General features: G+C 40.7%; 27 protein-coding genes and 1 rRNA gene. 2 read left to right on the top strand and 26 right to left on the bottom strand.

The window, feature by feature from the left end; genetic code table 11:
* Positions 1 to 33 precede the first annotated feature (33 nt).
* The 23 genes from EDD58_RS13840 to rimP form a co-directional block, all read right to left on the bottom strand.
* On the bottom strand, positions 34 to 1701 hold the full coding sequence (locus tag EDD58_RS13840; RefSeq protein WP_131926657.1) for a ribonuclease J: 1668 nt from the start codon (positions 1699 to 1701) through the stop codon (positions 34 to 36).
* A 238-nt stretch (positions 1702 to 1939) separates the two neighbouring features.
* Positions 1940 to 2821, bottom strand: coding sequence for a 4-hydroxy-tetrahydrodipicolinate synthase (dapA, locus tag EDD58_RS13835; protein WP_424321682.1), 882 nt, complete (start codon positions 2819 to 2821; stop codon positions 1940 to 1942).
* A gap of 14 nt (positions 2822 to 2835) precedes the next feature.
* Entirely contained in the window at positions 2836 to 4068 is a 1233-nt protein-coding gene (gene dapG / locus EDD58_RS13830; protein ID WP_131926564.1) for an aspartate kinase, read from the bottom strand.
* Between the two features lie 19 nt (positions 4069 to 4087).
* Positions 4088 to 5119: an aspartate-semialdehyde dehydrogenase gene (locus EDD58_RS13825; protein WP_131926562.1), complete on the bottom strand. Its 1032-nt coding sequence runs from the start codon at positions 5117 to 5119 to the stop codon at positions 4088 to 4090.
* Between the two features lie 168 nt (positions 5120 to 5287).
* Positions 5288 to 5890, bottom strand: a complete 603-nt coding sequence (locus EDD58_RS13820; protein ID WP_131926560.1) for a dipicolinate synthase subunit B — start codon at positions 5888 to 5890, stop codon at positions 5288 to 5290.
* Entirely contained in the window at positions 5887 to 6786 is a 900-nt protein-coding gene (gene dpsA / locus EDD58_RS13815; protein ID WP_131926558.1) for a dipicolinate synthase subunit DpsA, read from the bottom strand. Before dpsA ends, EDD58_RS13820 begins: the two co-directional genes overlap by 4 nt.
* Positions 6787 to 6895: 109 nt before the next feature.
* A complete protein-coding gene (locus EDD58_RS13810) occupies positions 6896 to 7165 on the bottom strand; it encodes a YlmC/YmxH family sporulation protein (RefSeq protein ID WP_131926556.1) in 270 nt (89 codons plus the stop codon).
* A gap of 107 nt (positions 7166 to 7272) precedes the next feature.
* Complete coding sequence (locus EDD58_RS13805; RefSeq protein ID WP_131926554.1) at positions 7273 to 7452, bottom strand: aspartyl-phosphate phosphatase Spo0E family protein; 180 nt, start codon at positions 7450 to 7452, stop codon at positions 7273 to 7275.
* A gap of 17 nt (positions 7453 to 7469) precedes the next feature.
* Positions 7470 to 7916, bottom strand: a complete 447-nt coding sequence (gene dut, locus EDD58_RS13800) for a dUTP diphosphatase (RefSeq protein WP_207903312.1) — start codon at positions 7914 to 7916, stop codon at positions 7470 to 7472.
* Positions 7906 to 9159, bottom strand: a complete 1254-nt coding sequence (locus EDD58_RS13795; protein WP_131926550.1) for a M16 family metallopeptidase — start codon at positions 9157 to 9159, stop codon at positions 7906 to 7908. The genes dut and EDD58_RS13795 overlap by 11 nt, the downstream gene beginning before the upstream one ends.
* A gap of 173 nt (positions 9160 to 9332) precedes the next feature.
* Positions 9333 to 10310: a polysaccharide deacetylase family protein gene (locus tag EDD58_RS13790; protein ID WP_131926548.1), complete on the bottom strand. Its 978-nt coding sequence runs from the start codon at positions 10308 to 10310 to the stop codon at positions 9333 to 9335.
* 125 nt (positions 10311 to 10435) lie between these two features.
* On the bottom strand, positions 10436 to 12562 hold the full coding sequence (gene pnp / locus EDD58_RS13785) for a polyribonucleotide nucleotidyltransferase (RefSeq protein WP_131926546.1): 2127 nt from the start codon (positions 12560 to 12562) through the stop codon (positions 10436 to 10438).
* A gap of 122 nt (positions 12563 to 12684) precedes the next feature.
* A complete protein-coding gene (gene rpsO, locus EDD58_RS13780) occupies positions 12685 to 12954 on the bottom strand; it encodes a 30S ribosomal protein S15 (RefSeq protein ID WP_131926544.1) in 270 nt (89 codons plus the stop codon).
* Between the two features lie 149 nt (positions 12955 to 13103).
* Positions 13104 to 14045, bottom strand: a complete 942-nt coding sequence (locus EDD58_RS13775; protein WP_131926542.1) for a bifunctional riboflavin kinase/FAD synthetase — start codon at positions 14043 to 14045, stop codon at positions 13104 to 13106.
* Positions 14027 to 14953, bottom strand: coding sequence for a tRNA pseudouridine(55) synthase TruB (truB, locus tag EDD58_RS13770; protein WP_131926540.1), 927 nt, complete (start codon positions 14951 to 14953; stop codon positions 14027 to 14029). The genes EDD58_RS13775 and truB overlap by 19 nt, the downstream gene beginning before the upstream one ends.
* Complete coding sequence (locus EDD58_RS13765; protein WP_131926538.1) at positions 14950 to 15921, bottom strand: DHH family phosphoesterase; 972 nt, start codon at positions 15919 to 15921, stop codon at positions 14950 to 14952. The genes truB and EDD58_RS13765 overlap by 4 nt, the downstream gene beginning before the upstream one ends.
* A complete protein-coding gene (rbfA, locus tag EDD58_RS13760; protein WP_131926536.1) occupies positions 15914 to 16276 on the bottom strand; it encodes a 30S ribosome-binding factor RbfA in 363 nt (120 codons plus the stop codon). The genes EDD58_RS13765 and rbfA overlap by 8 nt, the downstream gene beginning before the upstream one ends.
* 21 nt (positions 16277 to 16297) lie before the next feature.
* Positions 16298 to 16576: a DUF503 domain-containing protein gene (locus EDD58_RS13755; protein WP_424321681.1), complete on the bottom strand. Its 279-nt coding sequence runs from the start codon at positions 16574 to 16576 to the stop codon at positions 16298 to 16300.
* 5 nt (positions 16577 to 16581) lie between these two features.
* On the bottom strand, positions 16582 to 18894 hold the full coding sequence (gene infB / locus EDD58_RS13750) for a translation initiation factor IF-2 (protein ID WP_131926655.1): 2313 nt from the start codon (positions 18892 to 18894) through the stop codon (positions 16582 to 16584).
* A 27-nt stretch (positions 18895 to 18921) separates the two neighbouring features.
* On the bottom strand, positions 18922 to 19218 hold the full coding sequence (locus tag EDD58_RS13745) for a YlxQ family RNA-binding protein (protein ID WP_131926532.1): 297 nt from the start codon (positions 19216 to 19218) through the stop codon (positions 18922 to 18924).
* Positions 19211 to 19489 carry an RNase P modulator RnpM gene (rnpM, locus tag EDD58_RS13740; protein WP_131926530.1) on the bottom strand — a complete coding sequence of 93 codons (279 nt, stop codon included), beginning with the start codon at positions 19487 to 19489 and terminating at the stop codon, positions 19211 to 19213. The genes EDD58_RS13745 and rnpM overlap by 8 nt, the downstream gene beginning before the upstream one ends.
* Positions 19490 to 19508: 19 nt before the next feature.
* Positions 19509 to 20597: a transcription termination factor NusA gene (gene nusA, locus EDD58_RS13735; protein WP_131926528.1), complete on the bottom strand. Its 1089-nt coding sequence runs from the start codon at positions 20595 to 20597 to the stop codon at positions 19509 to 19511.
* Between the two features lie 22 nt (positions 20598 to 20619).
* Positions 20620 to 21081: a ribosome maturation factor RimP gene (rimP, locus tag EDD58_RS13730; RefSeq protein WP_131926526.1), complete on the bottom strand. Its 462-nt coding sequence runs from the start codon at positions 21079 to 21081 to the stop codon at positions 20620 to 20622.
* A gap of 266 nt (positions 21082 to 21347) precedes the next feature.
* On the opposite strand from rimP, the gene EDD58_RS15310 reads away from it, so the two are divergent.
* Complete coding sequence (locus EDD58_RS15310; protein WP_341539278.1) at positions 21348 to 21968, top strand: Asp23/Gls24 family envelope stress response protein; 621 nt, start codon at positions 21348 to 21350, stop codon at positions 21966 to 21968.
* Positions 21969 to 22229: 261 nt separating this feature from the next.
* Here EDD58_RS15310 and EDD58_RS13720 read toward each other — a convergent pair whose 3' ends face one another.
* Complete coding sequence (locus tag EDD58_RS13720; protein WP_131926524.1) at positions 22230 to 23459, bottom strand: MDR family MFS transporter; 1230 nt, start codon at positions 23457 to 23459, stop codon at positions 22230 to 22232.
* Positions 23460 to 23804: 345 nt separating this feature from the next.
* Positions 23805 to 24668, bottom strand: a complete 864-nt coding sequence (locus EDD58_RS13715; RefSeq protein ID WP_131926522.1) for a LysR family transcriptional regulator — start codon at positions 24666 to 24668, stop codon at positions 23805 to 23807.
* 236 nt (positions 24669 to 24904) lie between these two features.
* Here EDD58_RS13715 and EDD58_RS13710 point away from each other — a divergent pair, with 236 nt between their 5' ends.
* Positions 24905 to 26059, top strand: coding sequence for an MFS transporter (locus tag EDD58_RS13710; RefSeq protein ID WP_131926520.1), 1155 nt, complete (start codon positions 24905 to 24907; stop codon positions 26057 to 26059).
* A 75-nt stretch (positions 26060 to 26134) separates the two neighbouring features.
* On the opposite strand, the gene rrf is transcribed toward EDD58_RS13710, so the two are convergent.
* Positions 26135 to 26227, bottom strand: a 5S ribosomal RNA gene (rrf, locus tag EDD58_RS13705); the annotation flags it as partial.

The raw sequence follows: 26227 nt of genomic DNA, 5'->3' as shown, positions 1-26227 counted from the left end.
CAAGGAGAGCGACTCTTTTTCATGAGTTTGTGATTAAACTTCCATGATAATCGGTAAGATCATCGGGCGACGACGGGTGCGTTCAAACAAGAATTTACTTAGAGCATCCCGAATACTTGTTTTTAATGATGCCCATTCACTCACTTGTTCTTTCATACATTTTTCCATAGTCTGGTTGACAACTTGATTGGCTTCTTCAAGCAACTGCTCAGATTCACGAACGTATACAAAGCCACGTGAAATAATGTCAGGACCAGATAAAATCGTTCCATTTGCCTTACTTAGGGTGACAACAACAACTAAAATTCCATCTTGTGAAAGGAGTTTGCGGTCTCTTAATACGATATTTCCTACGTCTCCAACGCCTAAACCATCAATAAGTACCTTACCTGTTGGGAGTTTAGGACCATATCTAGCCTTGCCTCCCGAAATCTCAACGGTATCGCCGTTGTCGCAAATAAAAATATTTTCAGGCCGTACACCAACAGACTCAGCAAGTTGTGCATGAGCACGCAACATGCGATACTCACCATGAATCGGAATAAAATATTTGGGCTTCATGAGATTGAGCATTAACTTAAGATCTTCTTGAGAGCCATGACCAGATACATGTACATGAGAAGTTTTACTATAAACAACATCGGCACCAATACGGAATAACTGGTCTACGGTTCGACCAATCAGTTTTTCATTGCCAGGAATTGGGGTTGCAGCGATTACCACTGTATCACCTGGTAAGATTTCTACCTTCCGGTGAGATGCATTTGCCATCTGGGTTAAAGCAGACATAGACTCCCCTTGACTTCCAGTAGACATTACCGCTACTTTGTGAGCTGGTAAACGGTTAATCTCATCTGGATCAATTAATAAGTCAGAAGGAATTTGTAAATAACCTAGATCAGAGGCAATGTTAACCACATTCACCATACTGCGCCCTACCACCGCCAACTTTCGTCCATACAAGTTACATGCATCTACCACTTGTTGGATGCGATGGATATTTGAGGCAAACGTAGCCACTATGACACGCTGTTTAGCTTTGCGGAAAACTTCGTTTAACCCTTCTCCTACTGTCCGTTCAGAGCCAGTAAAACCAGACCTTTCGGCATTTGTACTATCGGATAATAGACACAAAACACCTTTTCTTCCAATTTCCGCCATCTTGTGAATATCAGCTTGCATCCCATTCACAGGAGTCATATCAAACTTAAAGTCTCCCGTATGGACAACGGCACCTTCTGGAGTTTCTACACACACTCCAACAGAATCTGGAATACTATGGTTGGTATTAAAGAATGTTGCTTTTAAAGCACCAAAAGTAATTTCTGATTCACTACTGATCAGAACTCGCTTGGTGTTATTTAAGATATGTGCTTCTCGTAACTTATGTTCAACTAAGCCCATTGTTAGCTTAGTAGCATAAATGGGAACATTGAGTTGTCGAAGAATATACGGAAGCCCACCGATATGATCTTCATGTCCATGTGTCAATAGAATCCCACGTACTTTATCCTGGTTCTCAATCAAGTATGTGATGTCAGGAATTACTATATCGATCCCAAGCATTTCTTGCTCAGGAAACATAAGACCCGAATCAATAACCACGATGTCATTCCCGTACTGCACCACATACATATTTTTTCCGATTTCATCCAACCCACCGAGAGCAAAAATGTGTAACTTGCCTCGCTGGTTTTTAATCAAAAATGTAACCTCCTATATTTAATTGTTGGTTCACCCTTCACCGCACAAATCTCACTAACCACATTATATACGATTGGAAAAAGTGTATGCAACTAAATGTTTGATTTCCTTTTCAGTTTCGAGGGAAATGGGTAACACTTTTCATCCTTAGTTTGTTCGAAATTTATTTTTTCTTACCTTAACAACAAAAAAACCGCCTCAATGGGCGGCATAGTATTACGATTCCATACTTATTTTATACTGTTTTCTTTAATAGCTCGATCCATCCATCGGTAGCTAATTTCTCAGTTTCATCCATTTCAACTAGTGGTAGACGTACCCAAGGCTCACATAAATTTAATTTAGACAAAGCGTATTTCACTGGAACTGGATTAGAAGTAATAAATAGTCCTTGGAAAACAGGCAAAAATTGTTGATGAATAGAAGTTGCTGTTTCATGATCCCCAGCAAAAAACGCTTCGATCATCTTTTTCATTTCTTTTCCGATTACATGACTAGCCACACTTACAACGCCTACCCCACCAACAGCCATAACAGGTAAAGTAATCCCATCATCTCCACTGTATACTGCAACATCGTCAGGAATCGAGGCAATCAGTTGCGAAATTTGCGTTAGGTCTCCACTAGCTTCTTTAATTGCTACCACATTTTTCAAACTAACGAGTTTCACCATTGTGGATACACTCATATTCACGCCCGTTCGACCTGGAACGTTATATAACATAACCGGTAATGATGTAGATGTAGCAATCGCTGCAAAGTGTTGATATAAACCTTCTTGTGATGGTTTATTGTAATAAGGGACAACTAACATCACACCATCTACACCGATTTTTTCAGCTTCTTTGGTAAAATCGATGGTTTCTTCCGTGTTGTTTGATCCTGTGCCCGCAATCACTTTCACACGGCCCTGTACTTGATTTAATGTAAATTGAAAGAGCTTTAATTTCTCTTCTTTTGAGAGATTGGGGGATTCTGCAGTCGTCCCGGAAACAACAATCGCATCGGTGCCTGTCTCAATTAAATGTTCGATTACTTTCTCTAAACTTAACCAATCAATTTGATGTTCCTTGGTAAATGGAGTAATCATAGCTGTTACTAACCGTCCAAATTGCATCTTCATTCCCTCCATCACATCGATCCATAGTTTAATAAATGCAAATTAAATTTCCTGTGTAAGGCACGAACTGCTTGAGCCATATCAGTTCCTTTCACTAAAACCCAAATCGTTGTATGCGAATCCGCTGATTGTAAGATTTGAATATCTTCTTCAGTAAGTGCTTCAACGATCTTCGCCATTACACCAGGAACTCCGTAAATTCCAGCTCCTACGACAGAAACCTTTGCGCAATTCTCTTGTAACTCAGGCTCTAAATCCAAATCTCGTAAAATTTGCTCGGCACGTTTCGCATACTGATCATACACAGTATAAGCTATTCCACTTGGATTCACACTGATAAAGTCAACACTAATCTCATTATCTGCCATTGCTTTAAAAACTTTCAGTTGCATATCATATTGACCTTTATTGGTTGGCACCCTCACCTGTGTGACATCTGGCATTTGGGTAATCCCAGTAATGAGTGAATCTCGCATCTCTCCAGCTACAGTGTTCGTAGTCAGGACACTCGTCACAAGCGTTCCAGGATGATCCGTTTTTGTACACCGGACACGAATGGGTACATTCGTCTGCATCGCAATTTCTACAGCACGAGGATGGATTACTTTTGCTCCTTGAAAAGCCAAATTACACATCTCAATATAAGTGACTGTTTCAAGCGGGGAAGCATCCTCAACAATTCGAGGATCAGCAGTCATAATTCCTTCTACATCTGTAAAAATATCTACACAGTCAGCTTGTAAAGCCACACCTAAGGCAGTAGCAGTCGTATCACTGCCTCCACGACCGAGGGTTGTGATTTCTCCATCTGTTGTTTGACCTTGAAAACCAGCTACAATGACCACTTTTCCCTTTTCCAACTCTGCCCGAATCCGTTTGGGATTAATCGTAATGATTTGCGCGCTGGCGTGATGATCATTGGTGATAATTCCCGCTTGTCCACCCGTCAATACAACATTTTCAATCTCCCGTTGGGAGAGTAGGCTAGAAAGAGTAGAAGCAGAGATGATTTCTCCACAACTCATTAATAAATCTCGTTCTCGTAAAGATATGTTTCCGTATTGTTGGGTTAGACCTAATAAAGTATCTGTTGCGTATGGGTCTCCTTTTCTTCCCATTGCTGAAACAACCACTACCACAGCAAACCCCTCTGCTTGAGCACGTTGAACATGGTGTAGAACGTATTGACGTTGCTCAGGTGTCCCCACAGAGGTGCCCCCAAATTTCTGCACTAAAATTTTCATAAATTTCCCTTCTCTGTTCCTAGTCTGCGATGATGGCTTCTGCAATTTGAATCGTATTCACAGCAGCCCCTTTTAATAAATTATCAGAAACCACCCATAAGTGGAGACCACGGGGATGACTGAGATCACGACGAATCCGGCCTATATAAACCTCTATTTGATCAGTAGCATCTAGGGGCATGGGATAAATCTGCTTCTCGATTTGATCTTGCACAACGACGCCTGAAGTAGAGCTAAGTAATTGCCGCACTTCTTCTAGGTCATATTCACTTTTTAATTCCACATAGATCGATTCACTATGTCCCCGCAATACAGGTACACGCACACAGGTAGCTGATAACGCAAGTTCATTTTCACTAAAGATTTTTCTTGTCTCATTAACCATTTTCATCTCTTCAAGTGTGTATCCATTATCTTGAGCCACATCCACCTGAGGAATCACATTAAATGCCATTTGGTGGTGTTGCGGCAATCGTCCTACAGGCAAAATTTTCGCTTCAACTTGTTCATCCTGGAGGACCGCATTACTTTGGCTGAGAAGCTCATCCGAAGCTTGCCAACCGGCTCCAGAAACGGCTTGGTACGTAGAAACAATCACCCGTTCCAAGCCATACTGGTCTAATAACGGCTTTAAAGCCACGACCATTTGAATCGTTGAACAGTTAGGATTAGCAATAATCCCTTTGTGTTCCTGAATGGCTTCCCGATTTACTTCCGGAACAACCAATGGGACTTCAGGGTCCATACGAAATGCATTTGTATTATCAATCACAATGGCTCCATGTGCTACAGCTTCCTTTGCTAAGGAGAGACTTACACTTCCACCAGCACTAAATAAAGCAAGATCAACGCCCTTAAATGCATGAGGTGTTGCCTCTTGTATTTCTACTTCTTTCCCTCCAAATGTAATTGTCTGACCCACAGATCGTGCAGAAGCGAGGGGGCGTATCTCCTTAATTGGGAATTTTCGCTCCTCCAAATGTTTGAGAATCTGTTGTCCAACCGCACCCGTTGCTCCAACCACAGCCACTGTGTATAAGTCCTTTTTCATCTGGTCATTCCCCTTCCCATCTTAAAAACAAAATACAAAAAGTCCCCTTCAATATATTTATACTTTTATGTAGGGGACTAGTAAACCTCATCGATTTGCATCATCCATAAAGATGCTTTCATGCTTTATCTTGTTAAAAATATTTCTTTGACCCATTGTTCTTATCTATTATGATGTGAAGTCACGGTATTTTTCAACTACTAATGGTTGGAGTTGTCTACCTTCGATCGCTAATCGGCATGTCTCAGGAATTAACTCCATTCGTGCAACCATTGATTTTGGCTTCTTCTCAGGATTATCTTGACCAAACGGTACAAAATAAAGATCCTTCGCTGTAAGAAGACGTGCTAAATTGGTTGCATTCAATCCAAGTGCATCATTCGTAGAGATTGCCAACACAACCGGACGATGATTCCTCATCTGTGCTTTAGCAGCCATTAAAACAGGTCCATCCGTAATGGCATTAGCTAACCTTGCCAGTGTGTTACCCGTACAAGGAGCAATGACCAAACAATCTAATAATCCCTTAGGTCCAAGGGGCTCCACTTCTGGGATCGTCATGAGTGGAGTCTCACCAGTCATTTCAATAATTTGTTTTTTCCAATCTTCAGCAGTTCCAAAACGACTATCCACGGTTGCTACTGTATGGGACAAAATAGGGATGATCCGTGCTCCTTGTTCAACTAATCGTTTCATTTGCGGTAATACTTCATCATGAGTACAATGGGAACCCGACAACGCAAACCCGATTGTTAGCCCTTCAAAGTTCATTGTACTGTTCCCTCCTTTTCAACCGCATGAAACATTAGTTGTGTAATCGTTCGTGCCAAGATTTTCCCAGCAGTTTTGGGTGCCACGATTCCTGGTAAACTGGGAGCAAATAATGCTTTAATCCCTCTTTTCTCAGCAAACGCATAGTCAACGCCTCCGGGTTTGGAAGCCAGATCTAGAATCACAACATCATATGGCATCTGGGCTAAGATTGGAGCGGTAATCACCACTGCAGGGATCGTATTAAATACAAGGTCAGCGTCTCTAAGATGTTCTGACAAATCTTGAATATGGAAAGGTTCGACTCCCATTTCAAATGCTCTTGCAAAGTCATCAGAGCTTCTGATTCCGACTTTCACCTTTGCTCCGATCGCATGTAAGGTTCGAGCTAGGGTCATCCCAACTCTCCCTAATCCCAACACAATACTGACCGAACCATGTATAGTGATATCTGTATTTTGAATTGCCATCATTAAAGCTCCTTCCACTGTTGGAATGGAGTTGTAAATGGCAACATCATCGCGATCCATCAGCTCGATTAAGGTGACATCATACGTTTGACATAACCTTGTTAAATAAGAGCGAGCAATTCCTGCAAAAACGATACAGTGCTTGGGTAATGCTTGAACGTGTTCTTCTGAGAGGATGAGTTGTTTAGAGGTAAAAACACTGTTGATCTGTCCTTTTTCATCTGTGCCAATGATAGGTAAAACGAGGATATCTGCCTGTTTGAGAAAATCGGTACTTAATTCTCGAAGGGTAGCTCCACTAAAAGGACTTTGTAAATTGTCATAGCCGATCAAACTAACTTTGGCGTTCATCTGTATACAACTCTTAATCACTTCTAATTGTCGTGCATCTCCACCGAGAAAGACGACATGTTTTCCTGCCAGCATTCGCTCATGACCCCTTTCTACAGAAATTGACTGGTCATCCTAAATGAGCGTTCATCTTTCTTGTTCTTCCTTGATCCCATCATATGTTGCTGGCAAGTAACTGGTTCCCTTATTTAAAGCTAGTTTCACCTTTTGCTGTTAGACGATTAGATGATGTATCAACCAAAACCATTTCTGGACCAATTTTTTTAATTACTTTCCAGGAGAGTTCTACTTCATGTTTATTTTTTTTAAACCAAGATGTTTGAGTTGGAACTAAGACCGTTTCAATTTTTCCCGTTTGTGGGTGAAAGGTAAGATCTGCTTGACTAAAACTACCGATCTTCTCACCATTAACCATATCAACACACTCTTTAGTAGAAAATTCACTCCATCTCATCCAGCTTCTTCCTCCCTTGATCTACGTTGTAAAAAATGTATTCAAGCAGTTCATTCATTTATGACAAAAAAAGTTCACCTTCATCAAAAGGTGAACGAATCATTGGATTAACAATGCCTTTGCTTTTCTCTTTGAACTTGTACAATGATGTCATCGAGTTCTTGGGAGACAGGCAAAACTCTGGCATCTGTTAAACGAGAAAGCTCCCCATTAACAGATTGATAAAGCTCAAGTCGCAGCCTCTCTAACTCTTTTTCTAATTGTAGGCTCTGGGACGTTGTAACCATAGGAAATCCACCTCTTCCTATTTACCGGTATGTCCAAACCCACCTGTTCCTCTGGTTGTTGAATCTAGTTGATCTGTCACTTGCAACTGAACGTCAGGCACTTGCATAAAGACCATTTGAGCGATTCGCTGTCCACGTTCCACTTGGTATGGCTCTTCCCCAAGGTTAAGTACTAAGACACCGATCTCTCCCCGATAATCCGCATCTATGGTACCTGGGCTATTTAGTACCGTAATACCATGTTTGAATGCTAGTCCACTTCTCGGCCGGATCTGTGCTTCTAATCCTGGTGGCATGGCAATTGCAAACCCTGTAGGGATCAGTTTCCACTGTCCTGGCCGAATGATAACGGGTTCGTTCACTGCCGCTTGTAGATCAAATCCGCTGGAACCTGAAGACATTTGAACAGGAAGAGGAAGATCTTTATTTCCTGCTAATTGAATCATTTGGACATTAAACAAGATTGTTCCTCCTAAAAGTTGTCGGCTCTTTCCCTGTTGGTGAAATTAATGCGAGTGACATCTCAGATGAGAAAATCTCTCTTGCGAGCTGATTCACTTCATCAAGAGTAATTTTTTCTATGCTGTCCACTACTTCATCTAAGCTTAGATGTCTACCTAAAAGGATTTCATTACGCCCCATCCGACTCATCCGATTATTAGTACTTTCCAAACCAAGCATCATACTTCCTTTGAGTTGCTCCTTGGCTTTCTTTAATTCCTTAGGAGTCAATCCCTGATCTCGAACATGCGCCAATGTTTGTTGAATCCGTTCACAAACTTCATCTTCTTGTTCATGCGCTGTCCCAGCATAAATAGAGAAAATACCTGTATCTCGATGTGCGGAATGATACGAAAATACAGAGTAAGCTAACCCACGCTCTTCACGAATCTCTTGAAAGAGACGAGAGCTCATATTTCCACCCAATACATTATTTAATAATACTAAAGTATAAATGCGTGGATCTCCCACAGGAAGCCCTGGTAATCCTATACAAATATGAGATTGCTCTGTAGATTTTTGTCTAATTTTCATATTAGGTGTAAAGACCGGTTGCTCACATATATTTGAAACAGATTCACCAGTATATCCTGAAAACAAGGCTTCAATCTGTTCCAAATAATCATCTGGTAGATGCCCTGCAATCGCAATGACCACGTTATGAGGATGATAGAATTGATCTTTATAATGTATGAGATCATCTCGCTGATAACTTTGTACATTTTCTATCGAGCCTAAAATAGGATAGCTTAAAGGGTGGATCCCCATTGAGGCTTCAGAGAGCAAGTCATGTACAAGATCATCAGGGGCATCTTCCACCATACGGATCTCTTCAATAATCACCTTTTTTTCTTTTTCAATCTCTTCTTCTAAAAACGTAGAATTAAAAAACATATCTGCTAAGATTTCTAAAGATGTAGAAAAATGTTCGTCAAGAACTTTGGTATAATAACAGGTCATCTCTTTGGAGGTAAAAGCATTCACATGACCACCGATCTCATCAAATGACTCAGCTAATTGGCGAGCCGTACGACTTTCTGTCCCCTTAAACATCATATGTTCAATGAAATGGGAAATTCCATTGTTATGAATAGTTTCATTTTGAGAACCTGTACCGATCCAGATCCCAAGAGCAACAGAACGTACATGAGGGATTTGTTCTGCGATTACCCGAAGTCCATTGGATAGCGTTTGTTTAACGATCATTAGACCCTCCTAGTTTATGATCAGTTTTTGAGTTAACTTATCGATCAGAGCTCATTTTTCGCTCTCTAAGAGCTTATTCAGATTCATTCATTGCGGAAATATCGTCTCTTTTATTCATCCACACGATTGACTCCAGAGTGCAGTATACTCTACTATAACAAAAAAGACTTGCATCACTCAATGACATCTACTCTTTCAGATGACAAAACATCCCCCACAGTTCCCAACTTTAACCCCTTTTTCTTCACTACACGGATGATTTGCGGAAGTGCTTCAACTGTTCGATCTGTTGGATGGGTCAAAATCAAATGTCCTGAATCAATATTTTGTTCAATTTTTCGAATCATCATCGGAGGACTCGATGTTTTTTTCCAGTCTACAGTATCAACTGTCCATAAAACAGTTTTCATCCCATGTTGACTCGCCACTTTGACGACTTGATCATTGAAATCACCAGCCGGTGGAGCAAACCACTTACTTTTAATATGTAAAGTTTTTTCAATCAGTTGTTGGGTCCGAGAAATCTCCTGATCCATTCGATCTTGTGTGATTCGACTCATTAAAGGATGGGAGTATGCATGGTTACCTATTTCATGACCTTCTTGGACAATCTTCTCTGCTTCTGTTGGGTGTTTAGCCAGCCAAGACCCGTCTAAAAAAAAAGTAGCTTTGACCTGTTCTTTTCGTAAAATATCAAGCATGTTAGGAAGGTGTTCAGTTCCCCAAGCCACATTGATCATCAAAGCCGCAGCACGTTTTTGTTCGTTTCCACGATAAATAGGTGCATGTTCAAGCTCATCTAAAGTTACCTTAGGTTGGATTTCGCGAAATACCCATGCTATTTTTTGCTTATCTTTCTGTTTCATCGTTTTAGCTAGAGTTGCTTCTACATCTACTTCACGTCCATTTAGACCAGGAATTGCTTTCCAAACTCGATCAATCCGAGCATCGATCGGCTTTATGTAGTAGGATGATGCTTCTTCTTGAATTTTCTTCTTTAAGAGATTCTCTTCCTGATCAAAGGAAAACACTGGAGTCACTTGATTCTCTTTTACTTCTAATACAAAAGAATCCACGGGTGGTGATTGAACTATATAAATGACGAATACAACCGATACAATCAGACCAGCCACTCGAAGTGGAAAAGTCATAGCTTGTTCACCTCCTTTTTTAACTTATGCGTGTTGAAAGCTACCTATTCACAACTACACAGAAAGTAAAAAAAGAGGCAGATCGCTCTGACTCTTTTGTTGCCATCAGTATTCAACTTTTACGATCAAGAGTTTTTAGCTTTTTCGGAAGCCTCTTGTTGCTCTTTTAAAATCGCTTTGCGTGACAGGTTAATCCGTCCTTGGTCATCAATCTCGACGACCTTTACCATAATCGAGTCACCGACACTAACCACATCTTGAACTTTTGCGACTCTGTTCATATCTAATTGAGAAATATGACATAAGCCTTCTTTTCCAGCAAAAATCTCAATAAACGCTCCATATTTTTCGATCCTTTTCACTGTACCTAGATAGGTATCACCTACAACAACTTCACGAACAAGATCTTCGATAATTTTCTTTGCTTTTTCATTTTGTTGTTGCTCAGGTGAAGCGATATAGATTCGACCATCTTGCTCGATATCAATTTTAACGCCAGTCTCTTCGATAATCTTATTAATGACTCGACCTGAAGGACCAATAACATCACGAATTTTATCTGGATGAATACGCAGTGTGAGGATTTTAGGCGCGTAAGGTGAAAGTTCTTTACGAGGCTCAGCAATCGCTTCCTCCATATGATCCAACAAGACCATACGTGCTTTTTTCGCTTGTTTTAATGCTTTCTCTAAAATATAGCGGTCGATCCCTGCTATTTTGATATCCATTTGTAGAGCAGTCACCCCTTGACGGGTCCCTGCTACTTTAAAGTCCATATCACCTAGATGATCTTCCATCCCTTGGATATCAGTGAGTACCTGAACTTTGTCATCTTCCTTAATTAGACCCATGGCAATTCCTGCGACAGGAGACTTGATGGGTACACCTGCATGCATAAGAGCAAGCGTAGATGCACAAATACTTGCTTGGGATGTGGAGCCATTAGACTCTAAAACTTCGGATACAACACGAATCGTATAAGGAAATACTTCTTCAGACGGAATCACAGGCTCTAGAGCTCGTTCGCCCAAAGCACCATGACCAATCTCTCTTCGACCTGGTCCCCGTAATGGACGTGATTCACCCACACTAAATGGAGGGAAGTTATAGTGATGCATAAAGCGTTTAGACTCTTCAAGATCCAGACCATCCAAGATTTGTACATCACCGAGTGCTCCCAATGTACAAATGCTTAGCACTTGAGTCTGTCCACGCTTAAATAAACCTGACCCATGTGTCCGTGGAAGAATATCAACTTCGCTTGATAAAGGACGAATTTGATCTGTCTTCCGTCCATCTGGGCGTTTTCCTTCTTCAAGAATAAGACGACGAACCTCTTCTTTGACTATGCGATCTAAAACAATATTTATTTCTTTCTCTTTCTCAACGAAAATCTCTGCTTCCAGTTCCGCTGCTAATTGCTCAATCACTTTGTCTTTGACTTCATCAATCGCTTGTTGGCGAGCTTGTTTTTCCTCTACCAATACAGCTTCAGTCAAAGAAGTGGTAGCTAAGTCACGCACTTTTTGATTGATATCAGCTTCTACTTCAAATAATTGGGGCTCCATTTTTTCTTTGCCCACTTGAGAAACAATTTCTTCTTGATAAGCAACCATCTTTTTAATCACTTCATGACCATAGAGGATCGCCTCTAAAACAGTCTCTTCAGGGATTTCGTCAGATCCTGCTTCCACCATATTAATTCCATCTTTGGTTCCAGCTACAACAAGGTGCAAATCGGACTTCTCCATCTGCTCCACTGTAGGATTAATCACATATTGACCATCGACTCGTCCTACGATCACTCCAGCAATCGGACCTTGGAAAGGAATCTCGGAGATGGATAATGCTAATGAAGCTCCAATCATGGCCGCAATTTCAGTAGAACAATCTTGATCTACTGACATCACAGTCGTTACTACCTGAACTTCATGACGAAAACCATCCTCAAATAAAGGGCGAATCGGACGGTCAATCAATCGACTAGCCAAAATAGCCTTTTCGCTTGGACGTCCTTCCCGTTTAATAAAACCTCCTGGGATTTTCCCAACTGCATATAAACGTTCTTCATAGTTAACAGTTAGTGGAAAAAAATCCGTATCCTTAGGCTCCTTTGAAGTGACAACGGTTGCAAGAACCGCAGTATCTCCATAGCGAACCATCACAGCACCACTTGCTTGTGCCGCAAACTTACCAACCTCAAAACTTAGGCTTCTGCCTGCAAACTCTGTTTCAAACCTTGATGACTCCATGAGCTTTGATGTCCTCCTTTCAAACACAGCAACATACCATATTTCTTCATATGTACAGTATTTCCTTCTCTCCACTTTTTAAAAGATAAGATAAAAAAGCGGGGCAAGCACCCCGCTTTTTTCTATCGACGTAATCCAAGTTTTTGGATAAGTTCACGATAACGAGTAACGTCATTGTTTTTCAAGTAGTTTAACAAGTTACGACGTTGTCCTACCATTTTTAGAAGACCACGACGTGAATGATGGTCTTTATCATGATCTTTTAAGTGAGTGTTTAGCTCATTAATCCGATGCGTCAGAATAGCAATCTGAACTTCTGGAGATCCAGTATCGCTTTCATGCGTTTTAAATTCAGCGATAATTTCTTTTTTGCGATCGTTAGTTAATGCCATGTAGGGACACCTCCTTCTAAACAAAACCCCATGACCCAGATCATCGTCGAGGTTATCGATCATCCGCGTCAAGGTTTTAGCTAGTAGCAATAGGCTACGCGTGTAAGTATATCATAAATGAGTGCATGAGTAAAATAGCAAGATTAAAGTTATTCTACATATGCCGCCAACCATTCTTCGGCCGTTTGGCGATCCTTTTGAATCTGTTCTATCAAAGCATTCATGGAAGAAAACTTCTGTTCATCTCGAATAAAATGTAACATTTCCACTTCTAACTCCTGCCCATAAAGATCGAGATCTCGGTCTAATAGATGAACTTCTAGTTTCTCCACTTGTTCATTCTCCGTAAATGTAGGACGAACACCGATATTCATAATGCCCGATGCAACACCTGTAGGATAATGAACTCGTGCTACATAAACCCCACGTCTAGGAATCATGTATGGTTGATCAAGCTGTAGGTTAGCGGTAGGAAACTTCATCTTTCTTCCTCTTTGATCTCCTAGTACCACTTTGCCTTTAACCTTATAAGGTCGCCCCAAAATTTGCGAAACTATTTCCATTTCGCCCTCAGCGAGTTCTTTTCTAACTCGAGAACTGCTAAGTACTTTTCCCTCAATCTCCACAGGTTGTACAATCTTGGCTGTAAACAAATCCTTCCCTAATATAGCCAGATCCTCAGCCTTTCCTGATGCAAAACGACCGAACGAATAGTTAAATCCAGTGACAACACCCTTCACCTGAAGAGGGACCAGTACCTGTTGCACAAATTCTTCTTTAGTTAACTGAGCAAATTCAGTGTCAAACTTCATCACATAAGCACGCTTTACACCCAGTTCAGAAAAAGACGCTAGCTTTTCAGATAAGGGAGTCAAGTAACGTGTAATTTTTGCTTTTCCTAATACTTCTCGAGGGTGAGGGTGAAAGGTCATGACTGCTGGTTCAGTTCCTGACAAATGTGCCAACCGTATAGCCTCCTGAATCACAGCTTGATGTCCAAGGTGTACACCGTCAAAATAACCCAACGCCATCGTAACTTCAACATCAAAAGTATGAGGTTGAAAAGGGTAACTTAGGTTGATGATTTGCATTCCACATCCACATCCCGAAACACTTTTTCTGGTTTTGCCAACGGTTCTTCCAAACGATATAACCCACAAAAACGCCCTGATTCAGAATAAACTCGAACTAAAGAATGATGACTCAACGCTCCCTTTTCGAAGTCGACCTGGAGCGACCATCCATCTAATGCACGTAAGGCATCTTCTTCTTCAAGAATAACACTAGGAAAATGACCTAACACCGCATCCAACGGTGTCAATACCTCTTCCCAACTTCCTTTTTCCGCTACAAGTTCAAGTTCAGAAAAGGTGAAACAATCCGCTGTTCGAAAAGGTCCGCTCTCTGTACGGATTAATGATGCCATATGAGCAGGATATCCCAAAGCTCTCCCTATATCGACACATAATGTGCGTACGTAAGTTCCTTTGGAGCAGACCACATCGAAATCAATCTGAGGTCGTTTTCCTTGAGTCACTCTTGTACAATGTAGCTGATAGATTGTAACTTGACGTGAAGGACGCTTTACTTCTACTCCTTGACGAGCCAAGTCATATAATCGTTTTCCACCCACTTTTACTGCTGAATACATTGGAGGAACTTGTTCAATTGTGCCAAGAAAGCTTGAAAATACTTCTTCAACCTCTTCTTGAGAAATTTTTACAACGTCAACTTCTTCAATCACTTTTCCAGTCTGGTCCTCGGTATCAGTTGCAGTCCCTAGAAGCAAAGAACCCTTGTATCTCTTAGGTAACTCTTGAATATATTCAACCAATCGAGTCGCTTGCCCCAAACAAATAGGTAGCACGCCTTCCACTTCTGGATCTAGCGTGCCCGTATGTCCTACTCTTTTTTGCCCCGCCAGACGACGGATTTTACCTACCACATCATGAGACGTCAACCCACGAGGTTTATAAACAGGAATAATCCCATGTTTCAACTTAGTTCACTCTCCAGCTGTGCATGAACACGGGACAACACTAGTTTTTTTGCTTCATCCACAGTAATATTCAGTAATGTACAGCCAGCAGCACGAGCATGTCCTCCACCACCCAAAGATTTAGCAATCTTTGCGACATCGACACGTGCACGGGATCGTAAGCTAACTTTAACAGAGTTATCTTCTGTCTCCCGAAAGAGAAGTCCAACATCAACACCCTCAATATTACGGGCATAATTCACAATACCATCCAAATCCTCGTTCGTTGACACTTTTCTTAGATCTTCAACATACATCGTCATCCAAGCCACCCATCCATCTTCTGACCGTTGCAAGGTATGGAGTGCTGTTTGAAGAAGTTGAAGATGTTCGATCGTTGTTGTCTCTAACACTTGATCTGCAATTTGATAAGCAGGAATTCCTAACTCCACCAAATGTGCTGCTTGCCTTAATACTTGAGGGGTTGTATTAGAATAACGAAACCCTCCTGTGTCTGTTAGAAGACCTGTATAAATCATGGTAGCTAGAGAGTGAGTCCATGGAATCTGGACCTCTTCAATCCACTGAAATAAAATTTCTGCTGTGGCTGCTGCCTCTTCTACTACATTGATCATACCAAAATAATCATTCGATATATGGTGGTCAATATTTACAATTTGTACATCATCAGTGAACTTCTCCCGAACTGATCCGATTCGACCTTCATCTCCACAATCTAATGCCACAACGAACCGATAATCATGGGTTAATTGTTCTGGTTGAAGAATATCCCCCGCACCGGATAGAAAAGAAAACTTATCTGGTACGGGAGATTCATTAACCATCGTTATTGATTTACCCAAAAAACGAATAATTTCAGCTGCCGCCAAAGTTGAACTGACTGCATCACCATCAGGATTCACATGGGAGACAACTAAAATTTCATCAGCCTCTTGAATGAATCGCATTACATCAGCAAATTTATTCATTTCCTTGCTTCTCCTGATCATGGACATCATGCAATAATTTTGAGATATGTTCACTATGATCAAGGGACTCATCCATCACAAAATGCATTTCAGGGATATGACGCAGATGAATTCGACGTCCAACTTCAGAACGAATAAATCCTTTTGCCTTCTCTAGTCCAGCAAGCGTTTGACTTTTTTCTTCCTCTTTTCCAAACACGCTTACATAAACTTTGGCGATTTGTAAATCACCGCTCATTTCTACAGAAGTCACTGTAACAAAACCGATGCGAGGATCTTTAATCTCTTGCTGAATAATTTGGCTTAATTCTTTTTTGATCTGCTCGCCGACACGGCTCACTCGAATGCGGGCCATTGTCGAAACCTCCTCTGCTGATTACAAATAGGATAGTTCTGCTTCATAAATCTCAAGTCCATCTAACGATTCCAATAGTTTCAAGGCTTGCTGCAACTCTTTTTCGACGATCACTCGATTACTTCCAACACCTACTAATGCTAATTCTGTTATTTGTCGATCATCCTGATGACCAATTTCTGCCACTGAAAGATTAAATTGATTACGGATTCGAGTTTGTCCTCTCTTGATGACGCTTCGCTTATCTTTTAACGAAGAGGAGCCAATAACTCTACCAGAAACCTCCAGCAAACCAATCACCATGATTAGCTACGCTTCACTTCTTCAATGACATAAACTTCGATGACATCTCCTTCTTTGATGTCATTATATCCATCAATCGTCAATCCACATTCATAGCCTTGAGCCACTTCACGAGCATCATCTTTATAACGCTTCAATGTATCTAACTTACCTTCATGAACAACAATTCCGTCACGAATCAAACGAATATGCCCATCTCGAACAACTTTTCCTTCTGTGACATAACATCCCGCAATAGTTCCAACCTTGGACACTTTAAAGATTTGTCGAACTTCCACAGCCCCCACAACTCGCTCTTCATATTCAGGGTCTAGAAGTCCTTTCATCGCTGCTTCAATCTCTTCAATGGCTTTGTAAATAATCCGATGTAAACGAATTTCTACTTTTTCAGCCTCAGCTACTACCCGGGCGTTTGGTTCTGGACGAACATTAAAGCCAACAATGATCGCATTGGATGCAGAGGCGAGAATAATATCCGACTCAGTAATGGCACCTACACCGGTATGAATAATTTTCACTCGGACGCCTTCGATGTCGATTTTTTCCAATGAGCCTTTCATTGCCTCAGCGGCACCATGAACATCTGCCTTAATAATAATATTTAACTCTTTGATATCGCCTTCTTTAATCTGTTTAAACAGATCATCCAAGGTAACTCGAGAATTGGCCCCACGATCTTCTTCTCTCTGTTTAAAGAGACGCTTTTCAGCAATAGCACGACCTTTTTTCTCATCTTCAAAAACCATTAACGGATCCCCAGCTCCTGGAACATCAGACAAACCTAAAATCTCTACAGGAGTTGAAGGTGTAGCTACTTTTACACGCCGTCCGCGATCATTGACCATCGCTCGAATTTTACCGAAGTAATTCCCAGCAACGACTCCGTCTCCCACTTTCAAGGTTCCATTTTGAACTAATACTGTAGCAACCGCTCCACGACCTTTATCCAGTTCAGCCTCGATGACAACACCACGAGCTCGTTTAGATGGATTTGCTTTTAATTCTTGAACTTCAGAAACAAGAAGTACCATCTCTAGGAGATCGTCAATTCCTTCGCCTTTCAATGCCGAAACAGGTACAAAAATTGTTTCGCCACCCCATTCTTCTGGAACAAGACCATGTTCAGTCAATTGCTGTTTGACACGATCAGGGTTGGACTCTGGTTTATCCATTTTGTTCACAGCAACAATGATTGGAACTTCTGCTGCTTTCGCATGGTTAATCGCTTCAATCGTTTGTGGCATAACACCGTCGTCTGCTGCAACTACCAAAATAGTGATATCGGTAACTTTAGCTCCACGTGCACGCATGGTTGTGAAGGCAGCGTGACCGGGTGTATCCAAAAAGGTGATTTTCTTCTCATTAATTTCCACTTGGTAAGCACCAATATGTTGGGTGATGCCACCCGCTTCACCTTCAGTCACTTTACTCTGGCGAATTTTATCGAGTAACGTAGTTTTACCATGATCCACGTGACCCATAATCGTAACCACAGGTGGACGTTCCACCAAGTCTTTAGGATCATCAATCTCTTCTTGATCATCAAAGTTGGATTCATCCACTTCTTCCTCATACTTGAGAGGAACACCAAACTCTTCAGAAATGACGCTCATCGTCTCTACATCAATCTCTTGGTTGATCGTAGCCATAATCCCGAGTGCAATTAACTTCCGGATCACTTCAGAAGCTTCTTTACGCAACAGCTTGGCAAAATCTCCTACACTGAGAGGACCTGAAACGATAATCTCTTTAGGCAGAACAGGTGCTTGTTTTTCCTTTGGAGGTCCTTGCTTTTTCCGATTCCAACCTTTACCACCACGATTGGGTCTCGTGTTATCTTTGGATCTGGAGAAAGAGGATTTCCCTTTATTATGATCAGCTTTTTTCCCACGGTTGGCAGCCCCAGCATTTTCCGTTCCCTTGAAAGAGTCTGTCTTTTTGGCCCCTTCATTTCCTGGACGTGCGGGCTTCTGATTCGGATTAGCATTTGCCCTTTTCGCTTGAGGTCCTTTTTGTGGTTGATTACTTTTATTCGGGCGGCTTTGTGATTGATTGCTTTGAGTTTTATTCGGTCCGCCTGTTTGCTTTCTTTGATTACTTGGCTTTGACTTCTTCTCTCCCTGGGACTTTTGCTCCTTGCTTGGATCAGGAGTCGTCCCTTGTTTCACTTTATTAACGAATTGCTCCACTTTTTGCATCATTCCTTCGTTCATCACACTCATATGATTATTTACTTTCTGGTCCATACGCTCAAGTATGGTAATGACTTCTTTACTGGTCATATTCATTTTTTTTGCGTATTCATACACGCGCATTTTGGTCAAACCATTCACCCCCGTCAGTTACTGAACGAGCTTCTGCATTGACCGGGAAAATCCTGAATCTGTAATTGCGATAACGACTCGCTCCGCTTTACCAATCGCATTTCCCAGTTCATGCCTTGTTCCGTATCTGAGGATCGGGATTTGGTAGGTTGAACATTTATCAGAGACTTTTTTCTCAGTATTTTTAGCTGCATCTATTGCTAACAAAACGAGTTGAGCTTTTCCCGAACGAACTTCCTTAAGTACAAGCTCCTCACCCGATACGATTTTACCAGCCCGCATAGCAAGCCCCAGCAAAGAGAATAATTTATTCATCTGTCGCTACCTGCTTGATATATTCTCGTAACTGGTCATAAAAATCTGGTCTTACTGAAACTTTTAAAGCTCGATCCAAAGCTTTTCTCTTTTGCGCCATATCGATATAATCTATATTGGCACATAAGTAGGCACCACGTCCCGATTTTTTTCCAGTGGGATCAATAATGACCTCATTTTCAGGTGTACGCACCACACGAACAAGGTTCTTTTTAGGAAACATTTCCTGAGAAGCAACACACTTACGCATGGGAACTTTTCGTTGCTTCATCATTGCAACCTCCCGAATTTCACTTATGTTCTTCTTGCTCATCGGTGAAATCTTCTAATTGTTCATCACTATGAACATCCGATTCCGACTCGCTTTTAATATCGATTTTCCAATTAGTTAACTTGGCTGCTAAACGTGCATTCTGTCCTTCTTTCCCGATCGCTAATGATAACTGATGATCAGGAACGACTACACGTGCCATTTTTTCTTCTTCAAAAACAGTTACGCTAACGACTTTAGATGGGCTCAATGCATTAGCGATCCACTCATCAATATCATCAGACCAACGAACGATATCGATTTTCTCTCCACGGAGTTCATTGACAACGGTCTGAACACGAAGCCCACGATGTCCGACACAAGCACCTACTGGATCAACATCTGGATCACGAGAGTAAACAGCCACCTTCGAACGATATCCGGCTTCTCTAGCTACTGAACGAATCTCAACTACACCTTCAAAGATTTCAGGAACTTCTAATTCAAACAGGCGCTTTAATAAACCCGGATGTGTCCGTGAAACAAAGATTTGTGGTCCTTTAGTGGATTTCTCTACTTTCGTGATAAACGTTTTAACACGATCACCGTGTTTAAAACGTTCTCCAGGCATCGTTTCTGTATGTGGTAATAATGCTTCAATTCGCCCTAAGTCAATATAATAGTAGCGATTGTCTGCCCTTTGTACAATCCCAGTCACAATATCTTCTTCACGATCAATAAAGTCTTGGTAGATAATACTGCGCTCCGCTTCCCGAATCCGTTGAGTCACCACTTGTTTCGCTGTTTGTGCGGCGATTCTTCCGAAATCAGCGGGAGTTACCTCGATCTCCACAATATCTCCCAATTGGTACACTTTATTGATTTCACTTGCTGCATCTAAAGAGATCTCTAACCGCGGATCAAGAACCTCTTCAACAACTGTCTTTCTAGCAAATACCTTAACTGCACCATTCCCACGATTAATATCCACCCGTACATTCTGAGCAGAATGAAAATTCCGTTTGTATCCAGAGATCAGTGCAGCTTCAATCGCATCAATCAAAATATCCTTACTAATTCCCTTTTCTTTCTCTAGTTGACCGAGGGCCTCGATGAACTCAGCATTCATCGGTCTACTTCCTCCCTTCAGATTAAAAAACGATTGCCAAGCGAGCTTTAGCCACTTTATTAAGTGGAATATGAATGGTATTTCCCTTATCATCTAATGTTAATTGTTCATCTAAAAAGTGGGATAATACTCCTTCAAAAACTTTCTGCCCTTGTATTGGTTCATATGTAGTTACATGAACATGTTTACCAATCGCTTTTTTAAAATCTGCTTCTTTTTTTAACGGGCGTTCTGCACCTGGTGAAGATACCTCCAAAAAATACGCCATTGGAATGGGATCCACTTCATCCAGCGCATTGCTGAGTTGTTCACTGACTCGACTACAATCATCAAGATCGATAGAACCCTCTTCCCGATCAATAAACACACGTAAAAACCAATTCTGCCCTTCTTTTTTGTACTCAACATCTACTAACTCGAGCCCTTCAGCTTCAAGAATAGGCAAGGCAATCTTCTCGACAGTTTGAGTAACTTGGCGGCTCAAAGCCAACCCTCCTTATCCCTAACTTGAGTTTGTCTTAAGCAAATGCAAAGAGTGGGCCAAAAAACCCACTCTTCCGCATCAGACGTATCTACACTCAAGTATAGCCAAATTGATTATATCACAATCATAAAAACAGGTGCAATTGGATTTCAAAAACCTATTGATTTCAAGCTCAATCTTTTGTCAAGTACTTGTTTTTTTCGCTCTCGGGATAAAATCATCCTCTCTTTTCTTTTTATGAATAATTTTATCCCTAAAACAGGTAAATGAAATCATTCTTAAAAAGTGCAAAATATAAACAGGAAGAAATGTACTGGATGCCTAATATCTTCTGTGAGGAATCTACTGGACTTGTCATTTACAATCTGACAATCCACCCTGAACAACATTGGAACCATGACTCTGTTCCTGTTCATTCACCTTCTGGGTCCATGTTAGTGATGTTACAATTGAGAAGACTATCAAATGAAAGGTTGGTTACAACAATGGCTGAAAAAAAGATAACGAGTTCAGGTTTAAAATTTTCCGCAGATGTGATCGAAACCATTGCTGGAATTGCTGCGAGTGAAATCGAAGGAATCGTAGCGATGAGCGGAGGAATGGTAGAAGGATTTGCCGAACGACTCGGACGAAAAAACCTATCTAAAGGGGTTAGTGTAGAGCTAGGTGAAATGGAGGTAGCTGTAGACTTAAAAGTAATCGTAGAGTACGGGCGAAATGTCCCCCATCTATACAAGCAAGTGGTTGAATCTGTTGAACAAGCCATCGAAAATATGACTGGTCTCTCTGTAGTTGAGGTAAATATGTTCGTCGAAGGAGTGACTCTACAAGAGGAAAAAGAAGAAAAACAACCTAAAAGTACAGAACCACATAGAATGATAAGATAAATAAATTTCCATTTAAAAGTGATAATTTCGCAACTGTACAGGATCCCTCGAACAGCGGGTTCAACTCCCTTAATTAAGAAAGGGAGTTTAATCTAACTGATTTCTCCCAATTGAACCCTTATGTAATGTGCAAGGATATCCTTTTCTCGGCTTTGTATCAAACAGGGTCGAGAAAAGGCTCCTACTTTCACTATCACCCATTTTAAAAACTATTTACCTTTTTTATTAACAACAAATCTGAAATCTATCATTGATTGACATTCAGCTAGCTTGTTCTGAACCCCAATGACTTTGCCTCTTGTAGGATTTTAGTTGATAGCTCCACAATAGTACACTTGTTAATAAACAAATTGCAGCCATTGACATAAACATCACTTGGTTACCCAACTGCTCAAATAAATAACCACCCAATAGAGGTCCAATCATTCGCCCAACTGAATGTCCACTGACAGCAATTCCTTGGTAAAACCCTTGCTTGTCTTTAGGTGCAATCTCTGCAACCCGAGCAGGAACCGCTGGCCAAACCAGCATCTCTCCAAATGTCATCACAACCATCCCAAGAACAAACCATTCATAGTGAGTTGCTTGAGAAAGAATCAACATTGTAATCACAAACAGAAGCGATCCCGAAAAAATCTGCATATGAAGTTTCATCCTTGTTACACGAATGAGCCAAGTTACAAATGGTTGCCCTGTAACAACAAGCAAGCCATTCACCGTCCAAAGCAGACCATATGCTGTTAAAGGGATATCAATACTTTTTAAATAAGTTGGGACAACCGTTTGCCACTGTACATAGGAAATAATTAAAATACTAAAGAACGATGTAAGCATAACCAGTTGAAACATCCCTCTTTTTGAATCAACCACTTTTCCGACAGCTGATTTTGATTCCTCAATCTCATTTTCTGTTTCAGTAATAGTTTGAGAGAGACGTCGAAACAAATAAGGGGTTGCTACTAAAACTAAAATATAAGTAAAAGCATTTCCTGCAAACACTAAATTCATCGAAACTTCTCCTAGAAATCCCGAACAGGCTGCTCCAAGTGCGACACCCAAGTTCTCCATCACATAAGTCACATTTACTGCATCCCTACCCCCTTCAGGCCAAATCTGAAGAGGAAGAGATCTTGCTAAAGGAAGAAACATCCCTTTTGAAAATCCCAATAATAATAGAAGGGTCGCATACAAGTAAAATTCTTTTGCTGACATCATCAAAATAACAATTAAAAATGAAAAAGAGATCGATAACGTGAAGATCCGTTTCGCTCCCCAACGATCATATAAATACCCACCAATCAGATTACCTATAAAAGCAATTGCAAAATGAAAAAAGAGGACAAATCCGCCAACTGTTAATGATTGTCCAAATTGTTGATGGATATAGGTCATCTGTAACGGCCATAACAGAGATTCCCCTAACGTGTTTACCATAAAACAAACGGCTAATATCCACATAACCGTTGGCATCTGTTTCCATTTCTTTATCATCTCTCGATCCCTCTCCACCCAAAAAGACCCCCATCAAAAAATAGGGGTCACCTACGGTTCACCAGTTTATTTCGATTACAGAATTACTTTATCATGTTCCATTTCTAGTAACAATACTAGATGTAAGAATGAGATCAGAGATGGTCGAATATACCAATTCTTTATCGAGGCTTATAAAAATGATATAACATAAAAAAACCTAAAATAGAATTATACGCTCCGTCGTTAGCTTTTGTATCACAGATACAATCACTGCCGACAAAATGGGTTCTGGCATAAGCTTCTCGTTCTTATAATCCGAGCTGGATGTCAGGGAGACAATATAGTAGCCACCAGAATAATATTTCATAGTATAAAATCATCCTTTATTGACATAAACTTAGCTAACTGTTTTCCAAGTTTGTTACTTTTAGTTGTCATTGAAATCGTTCTTCTAGCATCCACAATGGGTAAGGCGAAGAGTTGGAGGTGATTTAAATTCTTAGCCACCAACTCAGGAACAATCGTTATTCCCATCCCCGCCATCACATACCCATAGATAAAATCACCAAAAGCAACCTCATTAATGATATGAGGCTTGTGTCCAAGCAACTCCATTTCGGAAATAATATGTTTCCTTGAATCACATGGGGCTTGATGAACAATGAGTGGCTCCTCACAGATCTCAGCAAGATCAACAGATTTTTTCGAGTGGAAACGATGCTCTAAAGGAAATACTGCGCAGTAAGGTTCCTCAAATAATTCATAATTCCATAAAGACTCGTCTGTATATAATGCATTAAGAAACACGACATCAAGCCTTCCTTCTTGTAATGATTGTATGAGTTCCCTTGATGTGTTTTGAATCATTAAAGTATGAGGGCGATTTATTTCTTGAATTTCTTTTAATCTTGCAGGTAAATAGTATGTAGCTATACTCGGAAGACTCCCTATAGCTATTGGATTACTTCGGCAAAATTGGCGTAATTCTTGGCGGATCTCAGTTATTTCTGAAATAACAGGCATAATCCGAGCATAAAAACGTTTGCCTGCCTCAGTGAGTTCGATTCCAGTAGAGGTTCTATAGAATAATGTAACATCTAGATCATTTTCTAGATTACGAATATGTTTGCTTAAAGCAGGTTGGGAAAGATTAATAGCTTTGGAGGCTTTAGAAAAGCTTTTTAGTTTAACAGCCTGAGCAAAACTGTTTAACCATTCCATATTCATTGCTTTAATCCCCTTTCGATATAACAATTCGTTATATCTATATAGAATAATGTTTATTCCTTATGCAATAAATCTCTGATACTTTATATAACACATACAGCTTTCATCATCATAACATAATGTTATATAGAGCTTGTCTAAGATCAGGGATTGTTTATACCATAATTCCCTCTTAAACAAAGATGAAAGTAGTGATACAAAACATCTAACTCATCAACTTAAACGAGGGGATCCAGATGAAAAAGGTTTTACTTCTGACATTAGGTATGTTTGCTCTTGGATTTGATGCTTATGTAGTAGCAGGTTTATTACCTGAAATTAGTGCAACATTTAGCATTAGTCATTCACAAGCAGGGCAAGTAGTCAGCGTTTTCACTCTTTGCTTTGCCTTAGTAGCTCCAATATTTGCAACACTGATAGCTAGAAAATCAATGCGTAATATTTTAGTTATCGCATTAGCTGTATTTTCTATTGCAAATGCAGCTAGTGCATTAGCTCCTAATTTTTCATTGTTGCTTATAGCACGAGCAGTCGCAGGTGCTGGGGCGGGTCTATTTTCTCCATTGGCCACTGTTGCAGCGGCAAGCCTTGTTTCTGAACAAAAACGTGGTCGCGCTCTCGGTATGACACTTGGCGGTATGAGTATGGGAACAGTTATAGGGGTTCCTCTTGGTTTAATTACAGCCGAACAAGTTGGATGGCAAGGAACTCTCTGGTTGGTTACCATAGTAGGTTTTATCCCAATAATCGGAATAATCGTTTCATTTCCCAACACCCTTGCTAAAGCCCCACCATCATTACGTCAACGTTTTACAATGATGACTAATAAAAAAGTCTTAGCAATCGTTAGTATCACATTTATAGCTGCCATTGCTAGTTTAGGTCTTTATACGTATATCTCATCTCTCTTACAGAATGTTGGAGATATTAATAATGTCACTCCATACCTGTGGGCTTGGGGAATCGGAGGAGTTGTGGGAAGCTTCTCAATCGGAACCCTAATTGATCGACTAGGACGTCCAGCATTACTTTTGTCTGGGATCTTAGCTGTATTGGCATTAGCAATGTTTAGTCTGCCCTTTGCACTTAAATTTCCTATGTTACTATATCTACCTATTTTCCTTTGGGGAACAATGGGTTGGGCTTCTTTAGCACCACAACAACACGCCTTACTTCTTGCACAACCTGATCATTCTGAAGCTGTTGTCGCATTAAACAGTTCTGCAAATTATTTAGGGGGTGCAGTAGGATCAATGGTTGGAGGATTTATTCTACTTTCAGGTTTAAGTCCTTCTCAACTTCCTGTTGTTACTGGTTTACTCGTGTTAGTAGCCTTTTTGGGACAATTAGTAATAATGTTTACAAATAAAACTAAAAGTCAAACGGATTAAAATTTACACACCATACATCCCAAATAAAGAAAAGAATGAGTTAGGATCAATCTCCTAACTCATTCTTTATAAATTGCCTGGCAACGTCCTACTCTCCCAGGGGTCTGCACCCCAAGTACCATCGGCGCTGGAGGGCTTAACGGTCGTGTTCGGGATGGGAACGAGTGG

Source organism: Hazenella coriacea, assembly GCF_004341825.1.
GTDB lineage: Bacteria > Bacillota > Bacilli > Thermoactinomycetales > Thermoactinomycetaceae > Hazenella > Hazenella coriacea.
Note: the sequence above shows the minus strand (reverse complement) of the source record. Positions and strands in the feature narration are given on the sequence as shown.